This window comes from Bacillus sp. KNSH39 (assembly GCF_052656585.1).
This window is the reverse complement of the sequence record NZ_JBQXYO010000001.1, coordinates 4,269,930-4,289,603: the sequence shown is the minus strand read 5'-3', so window position 1 is coordinate 4,289,603 and position 19,674 is coordinate 4,269,930. Positions and strand designations below refer to the sequence as shown.

Below are 19,674 nucleotides of genomic sequence, written 5' to 3'. Positions count from 1 at the left end.
TAGAATTGAACTTTCTCCTTATTCGCTTTTAAACTCACCAATAAGCTCTTGTAATTCCTGAGAGAGCCAACTTAAAGAAGTCGCTAATTCTGCAATATCTTGTACTGATATTTCTTGCTCTTTCATGCTTTCTTCAACATTACTACTGCTGTTGGCATAAGTATTTGCAATATGTGATAATTCATTTACGACTTGAACAATATTCTGGCTATTTTGTAAAATATCACTCGAATTACCAGAAACAGCTTTTACTTGATCTGTAACAGATTGCGCTGATTTTGAGATTTTTTCAAAGAAATCTCCGCTACTTTGAACAAGCGAAATTCCAGTTTCTACTTCTTTTGAACCTTTTTGCATGGAAACTACAGCATCTTCTGTCTCAGCTTGTGTTTCACCAATTAATTTCGCTATATCTTTAGCAGACGCTTCCGTCTGTTCTGCTAATTTTCGTACTTCATCAGCAACAACTGCAAACCCTCTTCCAGCTGCTCCAGCACGTGAAGCCTCAATAGAAGCATTTAAAGCTAATAAATTTGTTTGATTTGAAATGCCTGTAATTACAGTTACGATATCACTAATTTCTTTTGACCTTGTTTCTAACGAATAAATGATGGAAGATAAATCTTGTACTGCATTTTGGATTAAACTCATTTGATTAATAATTTGTCCAATCACTTCATTACCTTCAATTGAATGTTGCTCCATACCTTCAGAAGCAACCGCAACTTGTTTCGCAGCCCCAGTTATCTCTTCTACCTTATCTTCCATTCCATGTACAATCCCTAAACATTGTTGTACTGAAGTTTTTTGAGACTGTGCCCCTACTCTTAAACCTTCAATAGAACTTGCAATCTCTTGAACTGCCATGCTGTTTTCCTCTGTACTCGCCGACAATTCTTGTGAAGAAGAAGAAACTTGCTCAGCAGTTTGCCTTACTTTATCTATAATCCCTTTAAACTTTTCAATCGTGTTATTGAAATAAACATTAATAATTCCAATATCATCTGGTCTTTCTTTTAATTTAATACTCAAGTCACCTTCACCAATTTTACGTAACCCTTCTCGTAAATCTTTTAATGGAGCTAGCGAGTGACGCACGATAAAGAATTGAGTAATAGTCGCAATTGCTAATGAAATAATGATAAAGAGTAAACCCTGTATCATAAACTTCTCTTTTGTAATAGGAACAATGGAAGCATCTAAGTCAGCGGCAACAATTGCAATAATATTGTTTTCTCCATCTGTAATTGGTTCTAATATTGTCACCCACGAACCTATTTCATCTTCATATACTTCTGTCATTTGAGCCTTTTTCGTATCAATCACTTTATCGTATGCCTTCATCCAATGAGCGGGTTGTTCATAATAATCTCCCGGCTTTATAGGAAACGCATTTGTTAACTCTGTAGTCAAACCAACGAGTTGTAATTCTCGCTTTTCATTCGGCTTTGCTCCTGTAACATACGTTTGTCCAACGCTTTTCAATTCTTTTGATACTTCATCTAATTTCTCTGTTAACTTTTCTTTTTTCACTTTTTCGGCTGTAGGATCTTTCGCCATGTCTCTAACTAATTCTACATCCAGTTTTTTCAATACTATTTCTCCTGTTTCAATAGACTGCCTTTCAAATAAAGACATCATACTATTTTGAAACATATTGAAACTTAATGCACCCATACTTCCAACAAGTGTCAAAATAACTAATACGGTTAATAAGACGTTCTTTTGAAGGAACGATAACTTATGCCAATATTTTTTCATTAATATCCACCTTCCTTAATCAACACAAACAAAAAAACAAAATATATGGATATTTTGTTTGAAAATGTTTCTCAATATGTTCGAGAATAAAAAAAAGCCAATGTAAAAGCATTGGCCAAGACCAACCCTATCCGTCCGGTAACTGGCTAGCGTAGCCTTTCGACCTTAGCTCCTGTAGTTTTGCGTCCTCATGTTTCCATCAGTTTGCCTTTCTCGCTGAACGAGTTGAACGATATGGGAGTTCTATGAGAATTAATTTATTCTCTTTCAAAGATTACAACATATAAATCAAAATGTCTACTTATTTAGAGATATAAATACAAATTTTTAATGCATTGCTTTTTCGAAATAATTTCAAAAAGTACGTGAATGTTACTTTTTTTGTGTTATATAATAAAAAATGTATAAATAACAAGGATTTCTTCGGGTATTTATTTAATTTTCATTCAAATTAAACTATTCGAATATATCTTAACTAATGAATTTCGGAGGTAGTTTATCATGTTTTGGCTACAATTTCTTACCTTGTTACTCTGTATTTTTATTGGTGCACGCCTAGGCGGAGTTGGTTTAGGAGTAATGGGTGGAGTTGGTATGGCAATACTCGTTTTTGTCTTCCACCTACAACCAACCGCGCCTCCTATCGATGTAATGCTTATGATTTTGGCAGTAATTACAGCTGCTGGTGCTTTGCAAGCTGCTGGAGGAATGGACTATCTTGTTCATCTAGCTGAAAAGGCATTACGAAAAAATCCAAAGCGTATTACTTTTTTTGCTCCAATTGTTACTTATTTATTCACACTATGTGCAGGTACTGGTCACGTTGCCTATTCTGTACTTCCTGTTATTGCAGAAGTCTCTCGTGAATCAGGGATTAGACCGGAACGCCCAATGTCGATTGCCGTAATCGCTTCTCAACAAGCAATTACAGCTAGTCCAATTTCAGCTGCCACAGTTGCTCTTTTAGCAATGTTAGCTGACTATAAAATCACTTTATTAGATATTTTAAAAGTGAGTATTCCTTCCACTTTCATTGCTTGTATGTTAGCAGCATTCGTTGCTAGTAAGATGGGAAAAGAATTAAATGAAGACCCTGAATACTTAAAACGATTAAAAGAAGGAATGATTCCTAAGCTTGAAGAGAAAAAAGAATTTGTAGGTGTAAAGGGCGCAAAATTATCAGTTATCCTTTTCCTTGTAGGAACCTTCCTTGTTGTACTTCTTGGTTCATTTGAAGCACTTCGTCCAGGATGGATAGTTGATGGGAAGTTAGCCCGTCTTTCCATGCCGAATACAATTGAGATGGTTATGTTAACTATCGCGGCTCTTATTATTATTTTCTGTAAACCAAATGTAGAAAGCATTGTGTCTGGTAACGTCTTTAAAGCGGGGGCAACAGCAGTTGTTGCTATTTTCGGTATCGCTTGGATGGGAGATACTTTCTTTAATGGAAACTTAAATATGATTCAAGGATCCATTCAGCATTTAGTAACAAGTGCACCTTGGCTATTTGCCATCGCACTATTCATTCTATCTATTTTACTGTACAGCCAAGCAGCAACTGTTCGTGCCTTAATGCCACTTGGACTATCCCTTGGTATTCCACCAGCGCTACTGATTGCGATGTTCCCTGCAGTAAACGGATATTTCTTCATTCCAAACTACGGCACAATCGTTGCTGCCATTAACTTTGATCGTACTGGTACAACTGGCATTGGAAAATATGTTTTAAATCATAGCTTTATGATTCCAGGTCTAATCGCAACATTCACTTCTATCGGAATTGGAATGCTCTTAATTTCAATTATGTTTTAAAGAAAAAGCACAAACCTTTATTTAAAAAGGTTTGTGCTTTTTTAATCAAATGTTTGTTTAAATTTTGGGGCAGTCTATTTCTCCATGCAGCACTTGAAATGCTACACGTCCTTCCCTACAAACTTCTCTTTACTTCTTCAGCTAATTTTCTCGTACTTTCATACGCCGATTCAGCTAAACTAATTGCTGAAATAACTGAAACACCGTCCGCACCCGCTTCTATAACTGCCGCTGTATTTTCAATTGTAATCCCACCAATACCAACGATTGGCACTGTAATTCCTTGTTCTCTAAAATAGGCTAATCCTTTCGTTCCTTGAACCGCTTTCGTATCTTTTTTCGTACTCGTTGGGAAAATAGGTCCAACGCCTAAATAATCTGCTCCATTTTCGATTGCAAAGCGTGCTTCTTCAATTGTATGAGCAGATACGCCGATAATTTTATCTCCCATTTTTTCACGAACAGATGTAATTCCTTCATCATCTTGTCCTACATGAACACCATCTGCATCTAATTCAATGGCTAATTCTACATCATCATTTACAATGAAAGGAACGCTATATTCCTTACAAAGCGTCTGCAATTCTTTTGCAAAGCGCACTCTATCTTCTCCGATTAAAGAACCTTCCCCCTTCTCGCGAAACTGAAAAATTGTCACTCCACCATCTAACGCTTCTTTCAATACAGCTAAAGGATCCCTTGTGCAGTTATTACTTCCCATAATAAAATACACTTGCAATAGCTTAGACATTTTATCTATTTCAATGCGTGCCATTTCTTTCACTCCCTCTTACTCTAACTCCTCAATCTTTCCATACTTCTCAATATCACCAGAAGTAGTATTCGCTAACTGATTTAAAAATTCAATTTGGAAACTACCAGGTCCCTTTTCCACGGTCTTAGCAGCTGCCAGTTCCGAAGCTACACCATAAAACGTTAATGCTGCTACTGCTGCTTTTACATAATCTTTTTCCACTGCTACAAATGCTCCTATTACAGAAGTTAGTAAACAACCTGTTCCCGTAACTTTCGTTAAAATAGGGTGACCATTTCGAATAACAATAGTTCTCTCTCCATCTGTAACAACATCTTCTTTTCCAGTAATGACCGCAACTGTATTTAGTTCATCTGCTGCCTGCCTTGCAATACTTACAACATTTCCATTTCCAGTACCAGCGTCTACCCCTTTAATTTCCCATTTCTCATTAATAACATTTGCTATTTCAGCTGCATTTCCGCGGATAATTGCTAACTCAATTTCAGCCGGAATATGTCTCGCAACTTCTGTTCGGTACGAAGTTGCTCCTGCACCAACTGGATCAAATAGTACTGGCACATTGTTCGCATTTGCTGATTTACCCGCGAGTAACATCGCTTCTACTTCTTCAGGACGAAGTGTCCCCATATTTAATACTAACGCTCCAGCAATGCTAGCCATTTCTGCTACTTCTTCTTTCGCATACGCCATTACAGGCGATGCCCCAAGTGCCAACAAACCGTTAGCAGTAAAATTTGTTACAACAACATTTGTAATATTATGAACAAGCGGATTAGATTCTCTCACCAAATCCACTACTTTACTAATTTCTTTCATATTCATCCTTTTCATCTCCTAACTATAATGATGGGAGATACACAAAAAGACACTTTGCGCGTACGCAAAGTGCCTGAATATGTGCTTTTACACTCTCCCTACGCTGGCATTATCCAACAGGTTCAAATGGTCAATGACGGACTAGTAGCCATACTCTCAGTTTGTATCCACAAACTCCCATGTGTTTCTTATTCATCTACTTCAAAGTCTACTCTTATTCTAGTAAAATAACAAGTTCTTTACTTTTCTATTTGATATAGAGGCAACTGATAAAGTGAAACTTTAATCAGTTGGGATTTTGTTAACTCCATTAAAAACAGCTGAAATATGGAGCGAAACTGAATCTCAAGAAGATGTATGCTATATTTAACTTATGGAAATTTGAAAGGATGTTTTTAATATGTCAAAAAGCGTTGTAATCGCTGAAAAACCTTCCGTTGCACGAGATATTGCTCGTGTACTGAAGTGTGATAAAAAAGGAAACGGCTATCTTGAAGGTAGTAAATATATTGTAACTTGGGCTTTAGGTCATCTCGTTACATTAGCAGATCCAGAAAGTTATGATGTGAAATATAAAAAGTGGAATTTAGAAGATTTACCGATGCTACCTGAGCGTTTGAAATTAACGGTTATTAAACAAACTGGTAAACAATTTAATGCTGTAAAAAGTCAGCTACTTAGAAAAGATGTAAATGAAATTATTGTAGCAACAGACGCTGGACGTGAAGGGGAATTAGTCGCACGCTGGATTATCGATAAAGTTAAGCTAAATAAACCAATCAAACGTTTATGGATTTCTTCTGTAACCGATAAAGCAATTAAAGATGGTTTTGCAAATTTAAAACCAGGTAAAGCCTATGACAATTTATACGCTTCAGCAGTTGCGCGTTCAGAAGCTGACTGGTATATCGGTCTTAATGCAACTCGTGCTTTAACGACTCGCTTTAATGCCCAGTTAAATTGCGGCCGTGTACAAACCCCTACTGTTGCTATGATTGCTAGTCGTGAGGATGAAATAAAGAACTTCAAAGCACAAACTTACTACGGCATCGAAGCTCAAACAATGGAGAAGCTCAAACTTACTTGGCAAGATGCAAATGGCAATAGCCGTAGTTTTAATAAAGAAAAAATCGATGGTATTGTAAAACGTTTAGATAAACAAAATGCTACTGTTGTGGAAATTGATAAGAAACAGAAGAAGTCATTCTCTCCTGGTCTTTACGATTTAACTGAATTGCAACGTGATGCGAATAAAAAGTTCGGTTACTCTGCTAAAGAAACATTAAATATTATGCAAAAATTGTATGAACAGCATAAAGTACTAACGTACCCTCGTACAGATTCACGCTACATTTCATCTGATATCGTTGGAACACTTCCAGAACGTCTAAAAGCATGTGGTGTTGGAGAATACCGTCCCTTCGCACATAAAGTATTACAAAAGCCTATCAAACCTAACAAATCATTTGTTGATGATAGTAAAGTAAGCGATCATCATGCGATTATTCCAACAGAAGGATACGTTAACTTCTCAGCATTCACAGATAAAGAACGCAAAATTTATGATTTAGTTGTAAAACGTTTCTTAGCTGTGTTATTCCCGGCATTCGAATATGAGCAACTAACGTTACGCACAAAGGTTGGCAATGAAACGTTCATTGCGCGCGGAAAAACAATTCTACATGCCGGTTGGAAAGAAGTATATGAAAATCGCTTTGAAGATGATGATGTAACTGATGACGTAAAAGAGCAACTTCTACCTCACATTGAGAAAGGCGATACATTAGCTGTAAAGTTAATTATGCAAACATCAGGTCAAACAAAAGCACCTGCACGATTTAACGAAGCGACTTTACTTTCAGCAATGGAGAATCCTACAAAATATATGGATACGCAAAATAAACAACTTGCTGATACGTTAAAATCGACTGGTGGATTAGGTACTGTAGCGACACGTGCAGACATTATCGACAAGCTATTCAATTCATTCTTAATTGAAAAACGTGGTAAAGATATTCACATTACATCAAAAGGTCGTCAATTACTTGATTTAGTACCAGAAGAATTAAAATCACCTACACTAACTGGTGAGTGGGAACAAAAACTTGAAGCAATTGCAAAAGGAAAATTAAAGAAAGAAGTATTCATTTCGGAAATGAAGAACTATACGAAAGAAATTGTTTCTGAAATTAAATCGAGTGATAAAAAATATAAACATGACAACATTTCAACGAAGTCTTGTCCAGACTGCGGTAAACCAATGCTAGAAGTAAACGGCAAAAAGGGAAAAATGCTCGTATGCCAAGATCGTGAATGTGGTCATCGTAAAAATGTATCTCGTACAACAAACGCTCGCTGTCCGCAATGTAAGAAGAAACTAGAATTACGTGGTGAGGGTGCAGGCCAAATTTTCGCATGTAAATGTGGCTATCGTGAGAAATTATCAACATTCCAAGAAAGACGTAAAAAAGAATCTGGAAACAAAGCTGATAAGCGCGACGTTCAAAAATATATGAAACAACAGAACAAAGAGGAAGAACCATTAAACAACCCATTTGCGGAAGCATTAAAAAAATTAAAATTTGATTAAACAAAAAGGTTCCTACCTCTATCGGTAGGAACCTTTTATTTTAGTGAATGATTTTACTTCCTTTTGCATTCTCAACAAATTTTTCACTTGATTTGTTAATTGGTGTTTTCAGTAATAACGCAGCCACAATCATAACTACTACGAAAGCACTTAACACAAGTAAATCTCGCGTTACGATATCCCAAAGCATTCCGCCAACTGTTTCACGAATTGCGCTAATTGCGTATGTGAATGGTAAGAACGGATAAATCGCTTGGAAGAACGCTGGTGTCATTTGGATTGGGAATGTTCCGCCCGATCCTGCTACTTGTAGTACAAGTAAAATGATCGCCATCGATTTCCCAACGTTTCCGAAAATAGAAACGAGTGAGTATACGATACAAACGAAGACTCCACCAATAAATAAACTAAATAACACAAACCAGAACTTATCGACTACGTACGTACCGAGTAAGAATATATCTCCCATCGATACGATAAACGCTTGTGAAAGACCTATCGTTAAGAATGTTAATAAACGTCCGAAGTAAATTTCATGGCTCTTATAATTCGCGCCCTCTTCGTGTACTTCTACCGTTAATAATGAAACCATTAATAATGCGCCTACCCATAATGCAAGCACTGTATAGAATGGTGACATCGCTGAACCGTAATTCGGCATCGCAAATAATTTATTTTCTTTTAAATTTACTGGATTCGCAAAGTAATCGCTTTGCTTTTCAACATCATTTTTCAATAAACGTATGATGTCTTTTAAATCCTCTTCAGATTCAAAATCACGAATTTTATCTGCTAATTCTTTAATCTTTTTCTCAGTCTCCGGCATTTCAGCTTTAATGTCTGCTAATTTCTTTTTACCATCTACTAAACCTTTTGATGAATCTTCTAGTAATTTTTTAACATCTGGAAGCTTTTTGTCTGCATCATTTAAAATTTGAGTTGTATTTTTCGACATCTCTTTTGTACGAGCTATTGCTGTATTGAAATTAGGTACAATTTCTGAATCATACGTCGATAATACATCTGTTAATTGAGCTGATCCGCCCTTCGCAGCGTTGTTAATACTTTCAATTACATCTTTTGTAGGTTTCTGGCCATTGTTAAGAAGTGTAATCCCCTTATTCGTTGCATCTACACCTTTTTGCAGACTACTTTTCGCTTTGTTTAATTTTGCGATTCCATTATTAAGGTTTTTATCACTATTTACATCCGCTAAAACCTTATTTGTACTTTCTAGAACTGGAATCATATCATCAATTAAACCGATTCCAGATTGGAATTGACCATTTAAGCTATTTAAAGCTACTTTCGTTGAATCTAAACCGTTAATACCTCTATTTTGTACATCTTCTTTTGCTTTCTGTAAATCTGCTTTTGCACCCTCAATACCATTTTTTACTTTATCGTAATCTGCTTTTGCATTATCATATACTGCATTTGCATCAACTTTAGCTTGATCGACTGTGCTAACTGCTTTTTTATAATCTGCTACAAACGTTTCATTATAATCTTTTTCAGCTTGATCAATTAATCCATTTGCTGCATCTAATTTTTGATTCGCTACATCTGTTACATCTTTCTTTACTTCTTGTCCTTTGCCAATAACATTTACAATATCTTTAATACCGTTATTTGCATTTTCCATACCTTTTTTAACATTAGTTAAGTGATCCACTCGCCCTTTGAAAAAGCTTTGACCAAAATCAGTAGTCGCCGATTTTTGAAGTTCAGTAAAGAAATTAATAAGATATGAAATACCATCTGTACCAGTTTGTAATCGTTCTGATACCGCATTTAAATCTCTCTTTGCTTGTTCTGGATCAAACTGACCATTTTGCAATCCATTTAAAACACTTTTCCCATAAGCTGTTCCTGCACGTGATGAACTTAAAACATTATTTACTGTTTGATTAATATTTTGCGCTATACTCTTATAACCATCACTATTCAACTTAGAAAGATCTGGTCTCGCTGGGAATTCAGGTAATCCATTCATTCCAGACAAGTCAGGAATATTTAGTTCTACACCTGGATTCATTAAAAAGTCAGTAAATGCAGCTGCACTATCCATAACGCCTTTTGCTGCTACTAAATCATTTCTTATCGTTCCTGGAGCGTTTTTTAATGTTTGATCTTGTCTTGCAAAGAACTTATCTAAATTCGCCAATGCTTCCTGCCCATCATTTATTACACTCTCTACAACAGGTAAATCTTTTTGCGCCACTTTCACAACATCTTCTGCTCGAGTTGCATCATCTAACGCCTTATCCATAAGTGTATTCATTTCTGGGAACTGCGCTTCTAACTTAAATACAAGATCTTTTACTTTTTCGATACTTGGTAAGTTTGTTTCTAAATCGATTCCAAGGTCATTGAAAATTTTAAAAATCTCACCGTTTGCTGTTTTAACAAAGTTTTTACTAATTTCTTCCGTAATACCTGATGCACCTTTTGCTGTAATTTTCGGTGCAATCGCATTTACCTTTTCATTTACATAGTAATCCAGTTCTGGTTTCTGTGGATTTTCATCCAGAACAGTTGCAATTTTTTCAGAGAAGTCTTTTGGGATTGTAATGCTTGCATAGTAATCCCCGCGTTCAACTCCGTAAATTGCCTGCTTTTCGTCTACAAACTTCCAACCAAGATTTTTGTTTTTCTTCAGAGAATCTACAATCTCGTCCCCGATATTGATATCTTTCCCTCTTAAATTAGAGCCTGCATCTTGGTTAGAAACTGCAATGGGAACCTCTTTTGTATTTCCATATGGATCCCAAGAAGCTTTAATGTTAAACCATGCATATAACGATGGTAAAATCATTAATCCTAAAACAATAACAATTGCAGCCCAATGTTTGGCTACATTCCGTAAATCTGTCTTATAAATACGCCAAATCTGTTTCATAGAAGTTATCACCTAATTATATATTTTTCCTTCTTTAGAAAATGATACATACATTTTGCAATTATATCACTTTCTACATCGTGTATTAACCAAAAACGTACTATTTTTTCCCATTAACTTTCACTTACTTCATTATATAACGAAGTGAGTCAAAGTATGAATACAAAATGACCAAATCGGTTTTACATTCAATAATAACAAATATATATGAAATGTCATAAAAAATACAAGTATTTTCTCTTGGAAATACTTGTATTCCTAAAAAAAATCCTCACAGCTTTTATTCTCTGTGAGGATTTCTTCTATTATATATCCAATTGAACCTCTACACCGAAATGATCTGAAATTACATTTCTGTTTGTACCATTAAAAATAACTTTTGAAGAATGAACTTTTTTACTTTGGTTACACAATATTAGATCGATTCGCAAATTATGTTTATTTTCATCCCAACCAGCAATCTCACCTTGGACAGTCGTTCCTTCATCCTTCTCTATTGCTAATTCATATGTGTCATACAACTCTTTTTGCATCATATACTCATAACCTTCGCCTTTCAATCGAGCATTGTTATTAAAATCCCCCATTAAGAAGGCGAGCTTATTGCTATCTACACGCTCCATCAAACGATCGACTTGACCTTTGAATGACTCTTCTTCATCATTCCACCAACCGAGATGACAAGAGTAAAACGTTATATCCTTACCATTATAAGCAATTGTTGTACTTACAATTTTACGCGTTTTCCAATACGTTGTATCCTCGTTTTCTGAAATGAAGAACGTATCTTCTTTTATAATATTATGCTTCGTTATAATTGCTAATCCTTCTTCGTACACATCATAACCAATATGAGAGAAATCCCAAGTAATATTGTAATCTTTTACATGTAGCGCTTTTAACTCTTCTAATAGTAAAAGTCCAAAATTATCTTTTTTCTTGTTACCGCATACATTTTCAGCTTGTATGGACTGACTTACTTCTTGCAATGCGATGACATCGTACTCTTCTTCTTGAATTACTTTAGCAAGGTATTGTATCTTTTCTATTTGATTCTCTTCTTGCCAAGAATGACAGTTTAAAGTTAGCAATTTCATATTATTACGCACCTAACATATCTTGAATGTCTGACTTTAATACGTCAGCTTTCGGACCATATACCGCTTGTACACCTTTGTCTTTTACAATAAGTCCTAAAGCACCATTTTGTTTCCACTGTGCTTCTGGTGCAACAACATCTAAATCTTTTACTGTTACACGTAAGCGTGTCATACAAGCATCTACGTCAGCAATATTTTCTTTTCCACCTAATAAATCGATAACTTTTGTTGCTAATGAACCGTCTTGTACATTTCCTGTTCCTTCTGATGCCTCATCTTCATTATCAATATAGTTACCTGCACGCCCTGGTGTTGGTAAATTGAATTTTTTAATTAAGAAATTAAATAGTGTAAAGTTAAGACCGAAGAACACTAATGAAACAATAACAAAGTTGATTAAGTCTCTTGTTAAACCTGCGTTAACCATCATTGGCGTACGAGTAATTAACTCAATAAATCCAAATGCATGAACACGTAAGTTAATTAAATCAGCTAGCGCGAATGCAAGTCCTGTTGTAATAGCATATACAACATATAATACTGGAGCAATAAACATGAACATGAATTCAATTGGTTCTGTTACACCTGTTAAGAATACTGCTAATGCTGCTGATAAAAACATTGGTTTATATTTTGCACGCTTTTCTTTATCAACGTTACGGAACATCGCAAATGCAATTCCCATTAAAGCTGCTGTTGAGCCGATAACTTGTCCAGCTTTGAAACGAGCTGGTACAACATTATTTAATAAATCGTTATATGCCTTCGTATCTCCATTTGCTAATAAATTATTTAAATCTGTAATCCATGCAAGCCATAATGGATCTTGTCCTGCTACAACTTGTCCAACTTTTGAACCAGTTAGCATCGTATATGTTCCGCCTAGCTCTGTATAGTTCATCGGAATCGTTAACATATGGTGTAAACCAAATGGTAATAATAAACGCTCTAACGTTCCATATACAAACGGTGCAACAACTGGTGCACTATCTTTTGAAGCTGCAATCCAGCGACCAAATTCATTTAACCCACTTTGGATGAATGGCCATAGAAGTGATAATACAATCGCAGTAACTGTAGACCAAAGAATTACAACGAATGGTACAAATCGTTTTCCATTAAAGAATGCTAATGCCTGTGGCAGTTTATTATAGTTATAATATTTGTTATATAAAGTAGCTCCTAAGAAACCTGTGATAATCCCTACGAACACTCCCATGTTTAATGCAGGTGCACCAAGTACAGAAGTAAAGTAATCTTTTACAATTAAATCTCCCGCTATTACTGAAGAAACTTTCGCTTTTGAATCCGCTAACATTTCAGCGTTTACCCCAAATATAGCTCCTGTAATTCGGTTTGTTAAGACGAATGCTAATAGCGCTGCAAATGCACCACCCGCGCGATCTTTCGCCCAAGATCCCCCAATTGCTACTGCGAATAAGATGTGTAGATTTGTAATGATTGCCCAACCGATGTCTTCCATTACGCGAGCGATTGTATGAACTGCGTTAACATCCCCAGCAGACATACCAATTAACTTACCGATGGAAATCATTAAACCAGCTGCTGGCATTACGGCTACAACAACTAATAACGCTTTCCCGAACTTTTGCCAAAAATCAAAAGACGTAATTTTCATCTGTTCTTCCTCCCCTTTATTTATAAAAACATAATGATTTAAATTATAATTTCTGTTCCCTTTATGAAAACGATTCCTTATGTTACTTTATTTTTATCTTTACGCAACCGTTTTCATAAATCTATTTTAATAAAAGCGTTTTCACTTTGCAATAGAAATTTATTTTTTTTCATAAAAAAAGATGCTCAAAGAGCATCCTTTTTTATTATGAAATGCGATAAACCCTTGTTTCATAAGGCTTTAAAGCAATTGTTGTTACTTCTTCATGTTCCGCAACTTCATAGTTATTTAAAAGCAAACGTTTGCGTTCTAGTGCAAATGAACCCTCATTATACACAGCTTCCTCTTTTGAGATATTACTAATTACAATGACTTTTTCATCCTGTAACGTACGTGTATATGCATAAATTTGTGGATCGTCTTCTAAAAGTAAATCATACGTACCATAGTTCAGTACATCGTGCTCTTTTTTCAGGGCAATCATTTTCTTATAGAAATTGAAAATAGACTTTTCTTCATTTTTTTGCTTTTCAACATTAATTTCTTTGTAATTTGGATTCATGCTAAACCAAGGTGTACTTGTTGTGAAACCAGCATTCATCTCATCATTCCACTGCATAGGTGTACGTGAATTATCGCGGCAAGAAGCCCATATAATCTCCATCATATCTTGATGTGGTACGCCCTCTGCAATTTTCTCGCGATATAAATTTTTAATTGCTACATCATCGTAATCTTCAATATTTGGTAACTGAACATTTGTCATACCAATTTCTTGGCCTTGATAAATAAAAGGTGTACCGTGCATAAAGAAATACATCGCCCCTAGAGCTGTTGCACTTTCACGCCAATATTGTTTATCATCTCCCCATGTTGAAACGATACGTGGTTTATCGTGATTCTCAATATATAAAGCGTTCCATCCTTTATTTTCTAATCCTTTTTGCCATTTCGTTAATACTTTTTTCAATCCTACAACATCAAGGTCTTTCTTCTTCTCTGCATCCCATAAACTTAAATGTTCAAATTGGAATACCATATTGAACTTACCTTGCTCTTCTCCAACCCAAAGCTCAGCATCTTCAATCTTAACACCATTTGCTTCACCAACAGTCATAATATCGTACTTAGAGAATGTATTTTCTTTTAGCTCTTCTAATAAAGGTTGAATACCTTTCACATTCATATGTTTATCAAAAGATGGCACATATTTTAACCCTTTTGGATTTGGCATATCCTTGAGGCCTTCTTCTTTTTTAATATGACTGATCGCATCAACGCGGAAACCATCAATACCTTTATCAAGCCACCAATTAACCGTATCGTATAGTACTTCGCGAACTTCTTTATTCTCCCAGTTTAAATCTGGTTGTTTACGTGAGAATAAATGTAAATAATATTGTTCTGTTTCTTCATCATATTCCCATGCCGAACCATTAAAAATACTTTCCCAGTTGTTTGGCTCCGCACCATCTTTACCATCATGCCAAATATACCAATCACGCTTCGGATTATCTTTAGATGAACGTGATTCAATAAACCATGGATGTTCATCACTCGTATGATTAATAACTAAATCAATAATAAGCTTCATATCACGCTTATGAACTTCATCTAGTAAAGCATCAAAGTCTGCCATTGTACCAAACTCATCCATAATATCTTGATAATCACTAATATCATAACCATTATCATCATTAGGCGACTTATACATTGGACAAATCCAAATTACATCTATACCTAAATCTTTTAAATAATCCAGTTTTGCAATAATACCTTGTAAATCTCCAATACCATCACCATTTGAATCCATAAAGCTTCGTGGATAAATTTGATAAGCAACCGCTTCTTTCCACCATGTCTTATTCATAGTCATTCTCTCCTTTTGCATCCCATCGGAAATTTTATGCAAACGTTTTCGTAACACTATCATAACAAAATATGAACAGTTTGCAACTGTTTTCATTGAACTCTATGTAGATTCTTTATTCTTATGCTTTATTTATTTCTCACAAAGGTAAATCTCATTCTTCACCTCTCCTTGTCCACGCGTATTACAGACATTTTTCATATATTAATAAAAAACTCTGATTATTTTAGAAAGGAGTAATAAATTGAAGCAAACAAAATTAACAGGTCGTATCGTTGTTCCCACAGATCCTGACTACGACGTAGCCCGAATGAATTTAAATTTAAGTATTCCAAAACTCCCTTGTATTATTGTTTTTTGTCAAAATAACAAGGATGTCTGTAACGCCTTAAAATGGGCACGTGAACGTCATATACCATTTCGGTTAAGAAGTGGACGTCATAGCTATGAAAATTTTTCTCTTTTAAATAGAGGACTTATTATTGATGTGAGTGAAATGCATCGCATTACTGTTAATACAGAGAAATTAACAGCAACAATTGAGGCTGGTGCAAATCTTGGCACTGTTTATAAAGAACTTTGGAATTACGGTGTTACAATTCCTGCTGGTACAAGTGCAAGCGTTGGAGTTGTTGGATTAGCACTTGGCGGTGGTATTGGTATGCTTTCGCGCTTATTTGGATTAACATGTGATCAATTAATGGAAGTGGAAATGGTACAAGCGTGTGGAAAATTTGGTGCAAAACTCATTCGTGCAAATGAACAAGAAAACTCTAACCTTTTTTGGGCATGCCGTGGTGGCGGTGGTGGAAACTTCGGAATTGTCACTTCCTTAACTTTTCGAGTCCACCCGATAAAAAATGTATCAATTTTCTCAATTACATGGGAATGGGAAGACTTTATTGCTGCATTTCAAGCGTGGCAAAACTGGGCACCTTATATAGATGAACGTCTCACTTCATCGATCGAATTATTCGCCAAGCAACGAAATAAAATTGAAGCACAAGGCGAGTTTGTCGGTTCTCCCTCTGAACTCCATTCCCTATTATCCCCTCTTCTTGAAACTGGTAGCCCCTCTCTCTTTATAGAAGAAGTTCCTTATATAAAGGCTGTTGAATTTTTTAATGGAGGTAACATCCCTGAAAATTTTAAGCGCTCTGGTTCCTATGTCTATAAACCTATTCCCCTTAAAGGCATTCAAATCATGCAATCCTTTCTTTCTCATGCACCAAATAAAGATGCTAGTATTTGGCATCAATCGCTCATAGGTGCTGTTGAAAATATTTCGCCGAATGAAACGGCTTATTTTCATCGTAAAGCAATTATCGCTCAAGAATACATTACCTCTTGGAAATGCGATGATGAAGAAAATCGAAATATACGCTGGGTTAAAGGTTTACGAGAAAGCTTAGATCCTTATACACTAGGTGACTATGTGAACTGGCCCGATATCGACATTAAAAATTGGCAAACTAGTTATTATGGCTCTAACTTTCACAGATTACGTAAAGTAAAAACTATGTATGATCCTTGTGATGTTTTTCATTTCCAACAAAGTATTCCTCCTTTTCATACGTGAAAAAAGGGGATAACATAAAAAAATCATCCAATATACCGTTACCTCGCAGTATGTTGGATGATTCAAGTTGATTTTCTATATCGTTTCAAATTCTTGCTCCTACTCATAAACTTTTACTTACAGATTAATTGTATTTCGTATCATTTTCATGCAATGAATGTAATTTAATATTTGGTACTTTATCTTTTTCAATACCTCTATTATAAGAAACAGGAACTTGAAATTCAAATTGCTTTGTCTCATGTTTTTGTAAATAGACTGGTTTCGGTACTGGATAGCTTTTTGAATTCTCGTTTGCATTATCATATAAAACAACTTTTAATGCTTGTGAATGATTACGATAATTTTTTAAAGTAACAATGCACTTCGGTTGGATATTCTCTCCATTTTTCTCCATTCTACACTGGCTATCTTCTTTTTTATATTCTATTGCTTCTACCCCTGTTTTTCCTGCATAATACCATGTTTTATTCAATGTCTGGAGGATTGTATTTAAAATAAACGGCATCATTACAATCAAAATACTAGTACCTACTACTTTTATTTTATTCATTTTTCTAAATGTACTAGACTCCTTTTTTCCTAGCCATTTTAAAAATAATATAAATGCAATTACATGTAGTATGAAAGAAACAATCAATATATTTGAGACTTTATAATCCATATAAACATACGTATGTATCGGAATCTTATAGACATTGAATAGTTTTTCCCCAATTAATTCATTATCATTTGGAATTTTTAATAATAACAAAACCCCTATACTGTAACAAATAGCTACTAATCGATCATACTCAATACGAATCATTCTTTCTCCCCTTCACTTTGTATTTTATTATCGATTTTAGCTATTATTACCATACTATACAATCTTTTTATAGAGGATAACGTAAAAAAGTTCCTTATAAATATATAAAGAACCTTATTAATATACAATATGAATTAAAAAATCAATATACAATTTTCACATAGAGATTTCTTCAAAATATGTTGGATCATGTATTGTAATTTTTTTATCTAAAATTGTAACAATGCTATCATTTTTTAATTGTTTTAATACGCTGCTAACTGTCTCTCGAGATGTTCCAGATATTTTGGATATTTCAATTGTTGTAAGTGGACATGAAATTACAATCTTTTCTCCACTCTGTTCTCCTAAATCCTGCATTAAATAATTTAACGTTTGGATAACACGATCTTGTGCATTAGGAATTGTAATATTTTGCACTCGATTTTCGTTCAATTTTAATATAGATGATAATTGCTGAACAACGTACATCAATTGTGTTCTGCTGGACTTTACCATATCTTCAAAGATTACCGTTGGAATATAATATACCTCCACATCCGTCATTGCTTCTGCTGTATAGTTATATCCTCTGTCTGTAAACATACCACCATAAGGAAAAATAGAATACCGCTTTACATAGTCATCGTATAATAAGTTCCCATTTTGATTAACCCGCTCTAACTTTACAAAACCATCTAACATGAAGTAAATTCTTTCCCTTGAATCCCCTTCTAAAAATAAAAATTGACCTTTTTTATAAGTTCGCCAATAAACAAACTCTGTTAAGCCTTTCAATTTTTTTTCTGTTAAATGAGCAAATAATTCGAACTGCTTTAAGTCTTTCACTACGTTCCGTCTATTCATAAAATTCCCTCTCTCTTGCTGTATGTTGGAGCGAAAAATCAAGAAAGCGTATTCAATTTGAATTTTATCATAATTAACTTGTATATTCAGATTTCATCATGAAAACTTTATGAACAATGAGTACAAAAAATATTAATAAATAAAAAGAATGAAGTTATTAACCTCATTCTTTTTTTACTACTAAGTAGCGTACATAATAATTTAAACATACATGCATACATTCTGTTTTGAAATAATAGTACCGGCTTTTTCTTCTAGTGCTTCATATACTTTTTCTAAAGACGTAATAATCGTTTTTCTTTTTGGATTTGTATTAACAAAATTAATAGCAGCTTCGATTTTTGGAAGCATGCTTCCCGCAGCAAATTGTTGTTCTTCAATATATTCTTCTAATTGATTCACTGTGACATGCTCTAATTTTTTTTGATTCGGTTGATTATAATTTACATACACATAATCAACTGCAGTTAAAATAACGAGCGTATCGGCATCTACTAATTCTGCTAATTTCTGCGCAGCGAAATCTTTATCGATAACCGCTTCAGTTCCTTTTAACCCTTCTTCAGAATCAATTACTGGAATTCCACCTCCGCCCACAGCTATCACTATGTTTCCATCTTCGACCAAAGAATTAATCACTTTATGTTCATGAATACTTACAGGCTTCGGTGATGGAACAACACGTCTCCATCCTCTACCAGCATCTTCTTTAAACACTGCTTTTGTTTCATCCATTAATTTTCTGGCCTCTTCTTCTGTATAAAAAGGACCAATTGGTTTAGTTGGATTTTTAAATGCCTCATCTTTTTTATCCACAACAACACGTGTTATAACCGTTGCTACATCTTTGTTTATATTCCGTTTTTTCAATGCCTTTTCAATTGCATTTTCCATCCAATATCCAATCATCCCTTGGCTCATTGCCCCACAAGTATCTAATGGCATTGCAGGTGTCTTTTCCGTTTCTGCAGCTTTTTGCTGTAATAAAATATTCCCCACTTGTGGGCCATTTCCATGCGCAATTACTATATCCACATCATTTTCCATTATTTTCACAAGTTGTTCTGCCGTTTTTTCCAACGCTTCTTGCTGCGCTCCCGCAGTAGCTTCTCCAGACTGTATCGCATTTCCCCCTAGTGCAACTACAATTTTTCTTCGTGCCATATTCCA

General features: G+C 34.9%; 13 protein-coding genes and 2 riboswitches. Of the genes, 3 read left to right on the top strand and 10 right to left on the bottom strand.

The genetic code is table 11. The features are described from left to right. Positions 1–18 precede the first annotated feature (18 nt). Entirely contained in the window at positions 19–1,761 is a 1,743-nt protein-coding gene (locus tag ACUL40_RS21920) for a methyl-accepting chemotaxis protein (protein WP_000761079.1), read from the bottom strand. A gap of 134 nt (positions 1,762–1,895) precedes the next feature. Next, a riboswitch (cyclic di-GMP riboswitch) is annotated at positions 1,896–1,980 on the bottom strand. A 282-nt stretch (positions 1,981–2,262) separates the two neighbouring features. Here ACUL40_RS21920 and ACUL40_RS21915 point away from each other — a divergent pair. After that, a complete protein-coding gene (locus ACUL40_RS21915) occupies positions 2,263–3,576 on the top strand; it encodes an anaerobic C4-dicarboxylate transporter family protein (RefSeq protein ID WP_000498704.1) in 1,314 nt (437 codons plus the stop codon). Between the two features lie 115 nt (positions 3,577–3,691). On the opposite strand, the gene thiE is transcribed toward ACUL40_RS21915, so the two are convergent. Together thiE and thiM are read right to left on the bottom strand one after the other, a co-directional pair. Further along, positions 3,692–4,351 (bottom strand): thiamine phosphate synthase, encoded by a 660-nt coding sequence (gene thiE / locus ACUL40_RS21910; protein ID WP_000090960.1) that lies wholly within the window; start codon positions 4,349–4,351, stop codon positions 3,692–3,694. Positions 4,352–4,366: 15 nt separating this feature from the next. Beyond that, positions 4,367–5,176: a hydroxyethylthiazole kinase gene (gene thiM / locus ACUL40_RS21905; protein ID WP_016121778.1), complete on the bottom strand. Its 810-nt coding sequence runs from the start codon at positions 5,174–5,176 to the stop codon at positions 4,367–4,369. Positions 5,177–5,248: 72 nt separating this feature from the next. Further along, positions 5,249–5,361, bottom strand: a riboswitch (TPP riboswitch). A gap of 209 nt (positions 5,362–5,570) precedes the next feature. Here thiM and topB point away from each other — a divergent pair. Beyond that, positions 5,571–7,760 carry a DNA topoisomerase III gene (gene topB / locus ACUL40_RS21900; RefSeq protein WP_000047293.1) on the top strand — a complete coding sequence of 730 codons (2,190 nt, stop codon included), beginning with the start codon at positions 5,571–5,573 and terminating at the stop codon, positions 7,758–7,760. Positions 7,761–7,800: 40 nt separating this feature from the next. Here topB and ACUL40_RS21895 read toward each other — a convergent pair whose 3' ends face one another. The 4 genes from ACUL40_RS21895 to ACUL40_RS21880 form a co-directional block, all read right to left on the bottom strand. Next, on the bottom strand, positions 7,801–10,662 hold the full coding sequence (locus tag ACUL40_RS21895; protein ID WP_000810067.1) for a YhgE/Pip domain-containing protein: 2,862 nt from the start codon (positions 10,660–10,662) through the stop codon (positions 7,801–7,803). 305 nt (positions 10,663–10,967) lie between these two features. Continuing rightward, positions 10,968–11,759, bottom strand: a complete 792-nt coding sequence (locus ACUL40_RS21890) for an endonuclease/exonuclease/phosphatase family protein (protein ID WP_139020127.1) — start codon at positions 11,757–11,759, stop codon at positions 10,968–10,970. Positions 11,760–11,763: 4 nt separating this feature from the next. Next, positions 11,764–13,401: a PTS transporter subunit IIBC gene (locus ACUL40_RS21885; protein WP_000705560.1), complete on the bottom strand. Its 1,638-nt coding sequence runs from the start codon at positions 13,399–13,401 to the stop codon at positions 11,764–11,766. A 205-nt stretch (positions 13,402–13,606) separates the two neighbouring features. Continuing rightward, positions 13,607–15,271: a glycoside hydrolase family 13 protein gene (locus ACUL40_RS21880; RefSeq protein WP_001044710.1), complete on the bottom strand. Its 1,665-nt coding sequence runs from the start codon at positions 15,269–15,271 to the stop codon at positions 13,607–13,609. 244 nt (positions 15,272–15,515) lie between these two features. On the opposite strand from ACUL40_RS21880, the gene ACUL40_RS21875 reads away from it, so the two are divergent. Then, positions 15,516–16,850: an FAD-dependent oxidoreductase gene (locus ACUL40_RS21875; protein WP_000814898.1), complete on the top strand. Its 1,335-nt coding sequence runs from the start codon at positions 15,516–15,518 to the stop codon at positions 16,848–16,850. Between the two features lie 124 nt (positions 16,851–16,974). On the opposite strand, the gene ACUL40_RS21870 is transcribed toward ACUL40_RS21875, so the two are convergent. The 3 genes from ACUL40_RS21870 to arcC all read right to left on the bottom strand — a co-directional run bounded on the left by ACUL40_RS21870 (position 16,975) and on the right by arcC (position 19,668). Next, the gene (locus ACUL40_RS21870; RefSeq protein WP_000619186.1) at positions 16,975–17,658 is read right to left on the bottom strand and encodes a hypothetical protein; all 684 of its coding nucleotides are present in this window, start codon (positions 17,656–17,658) and stop codon (positions 16,975–16,977) included. Between the two features lie 156 nt (positions 17,659–17,814). After that, complete coding sequence (locus ACUL40_RS21865) at positions 17,815–18,504, bottom strand: Crp/Fnr family transcriptional regulator (RefSeq protein WP_001081905.1); 690 nt, start codon at positions 18,502–18,504, stop codon at positions 17,815–17,817. 201 nt (positions 18,505–18,705) lie between these two features. Then, positions 18,706–19,668: a carbamate kinase gene (gene arcC / locus ACUL40_RS21860; protein ID WP_000113951.1), complete on the bottom strand. Its 963-nt coding sequence runs from the start codon at positions 19,666–19,668 to the stop codon at positions 18,706–18,708. Between the last annotated feature and the right edge of the window lie 6 nt (positions 19,669–19,674).

What these genes read in the sequence shown, in the direction of transcription:
- ACUL40_RS21885 (WP_000705560.1), bottom strand. Translation starts at nt 13,401, where the DNA reads ATGAAAATTACGTCTTTTGATTTTTGGCAAAAGTTCGGGAAAGCGTTA.
- arcC (WP_000113951.1), bottom strand. Translation starts at nt 19,668, where the DNA reads ATGGCACGAAGAAAAATTGTAGTTGCACTAGGGGGAAATGCGATACAG.
- ACUL40_RS21865 (WP_001081905.1), bottom strand. Translation starts at nt 18,504, where the DNA reads ATGAATAGACGGAACGTAGTGAAAGACTTAAAGCAGTTCGAATTATTT.
- ACUL40_RS21895 (WP_000810067.1), bottom strand. Translation starts at nt 10,662, where the DNA reads ATGAAACAGATTTGGCGTATTTATAAGACAGATTTACGGAATGTAGCC.
- thiM (WP_016121778.1), bottom strand. Translation starts at nt 5,176, where the DNA reads ATGAATATGAAAGAAATTAGTAAAGTAGTGGATTTGGTGAGAGAATCT.
- ACUL40_RS21915 (WP_000498704.1), top strand. Translation starts at nt 2,263, where the DNA reads ATGTTTTGGCTACAATTTCTTACCTTGTTACTCTGTATTTTTATTGGT.
- topB (WP_000047293.1), top strand. Translation starts at nt 5,571, where the DNA reads ATGTCAAAAAGCGTTGTAATCGCTGAAAAACCTTCCGTTGCACGAGAT.
- ACUL40_RS21870 (WP_000619186.1), bottom strand. Translation starts at nt 17,658, where the DNA reads ATGATTCGTATTGAGTATGATCGATTAGTAGCTATTTGTTACAGTATA.
- thiE (WP_000090960.1), bottom strand. Translation starts at nt 4,351, where the DNA reads ATGGCACGCATTGAAATAGATAAAATGTCTAAGCTATTGCAAGTGTAT.
- ACUL40_RS21880 (WP_001044710.1), bottom strand. Translation starts at nt 15,271, where the DNA reads ATGAATAAGACATGGTGGAAAGAAGCGGTTGCTTATCAAATTTATCCA.
- ACUL40_RS21890 (WP_139020127.1), bottom strand. Translation starts at nt 11,759, where the DNA reads ATGAAATTGCTAACTTTAAACTGTCATTCTTGGCAAGAAGAGAATCAA.
- ACUL40_RS21920 (WP_000761079.1), bottom strand. Translation starts at nt 1,761, where the DNA reads ATGAAAAAATATTGGCATAAGTTATCGTTCCTTCAAAAGAACGTCTTA.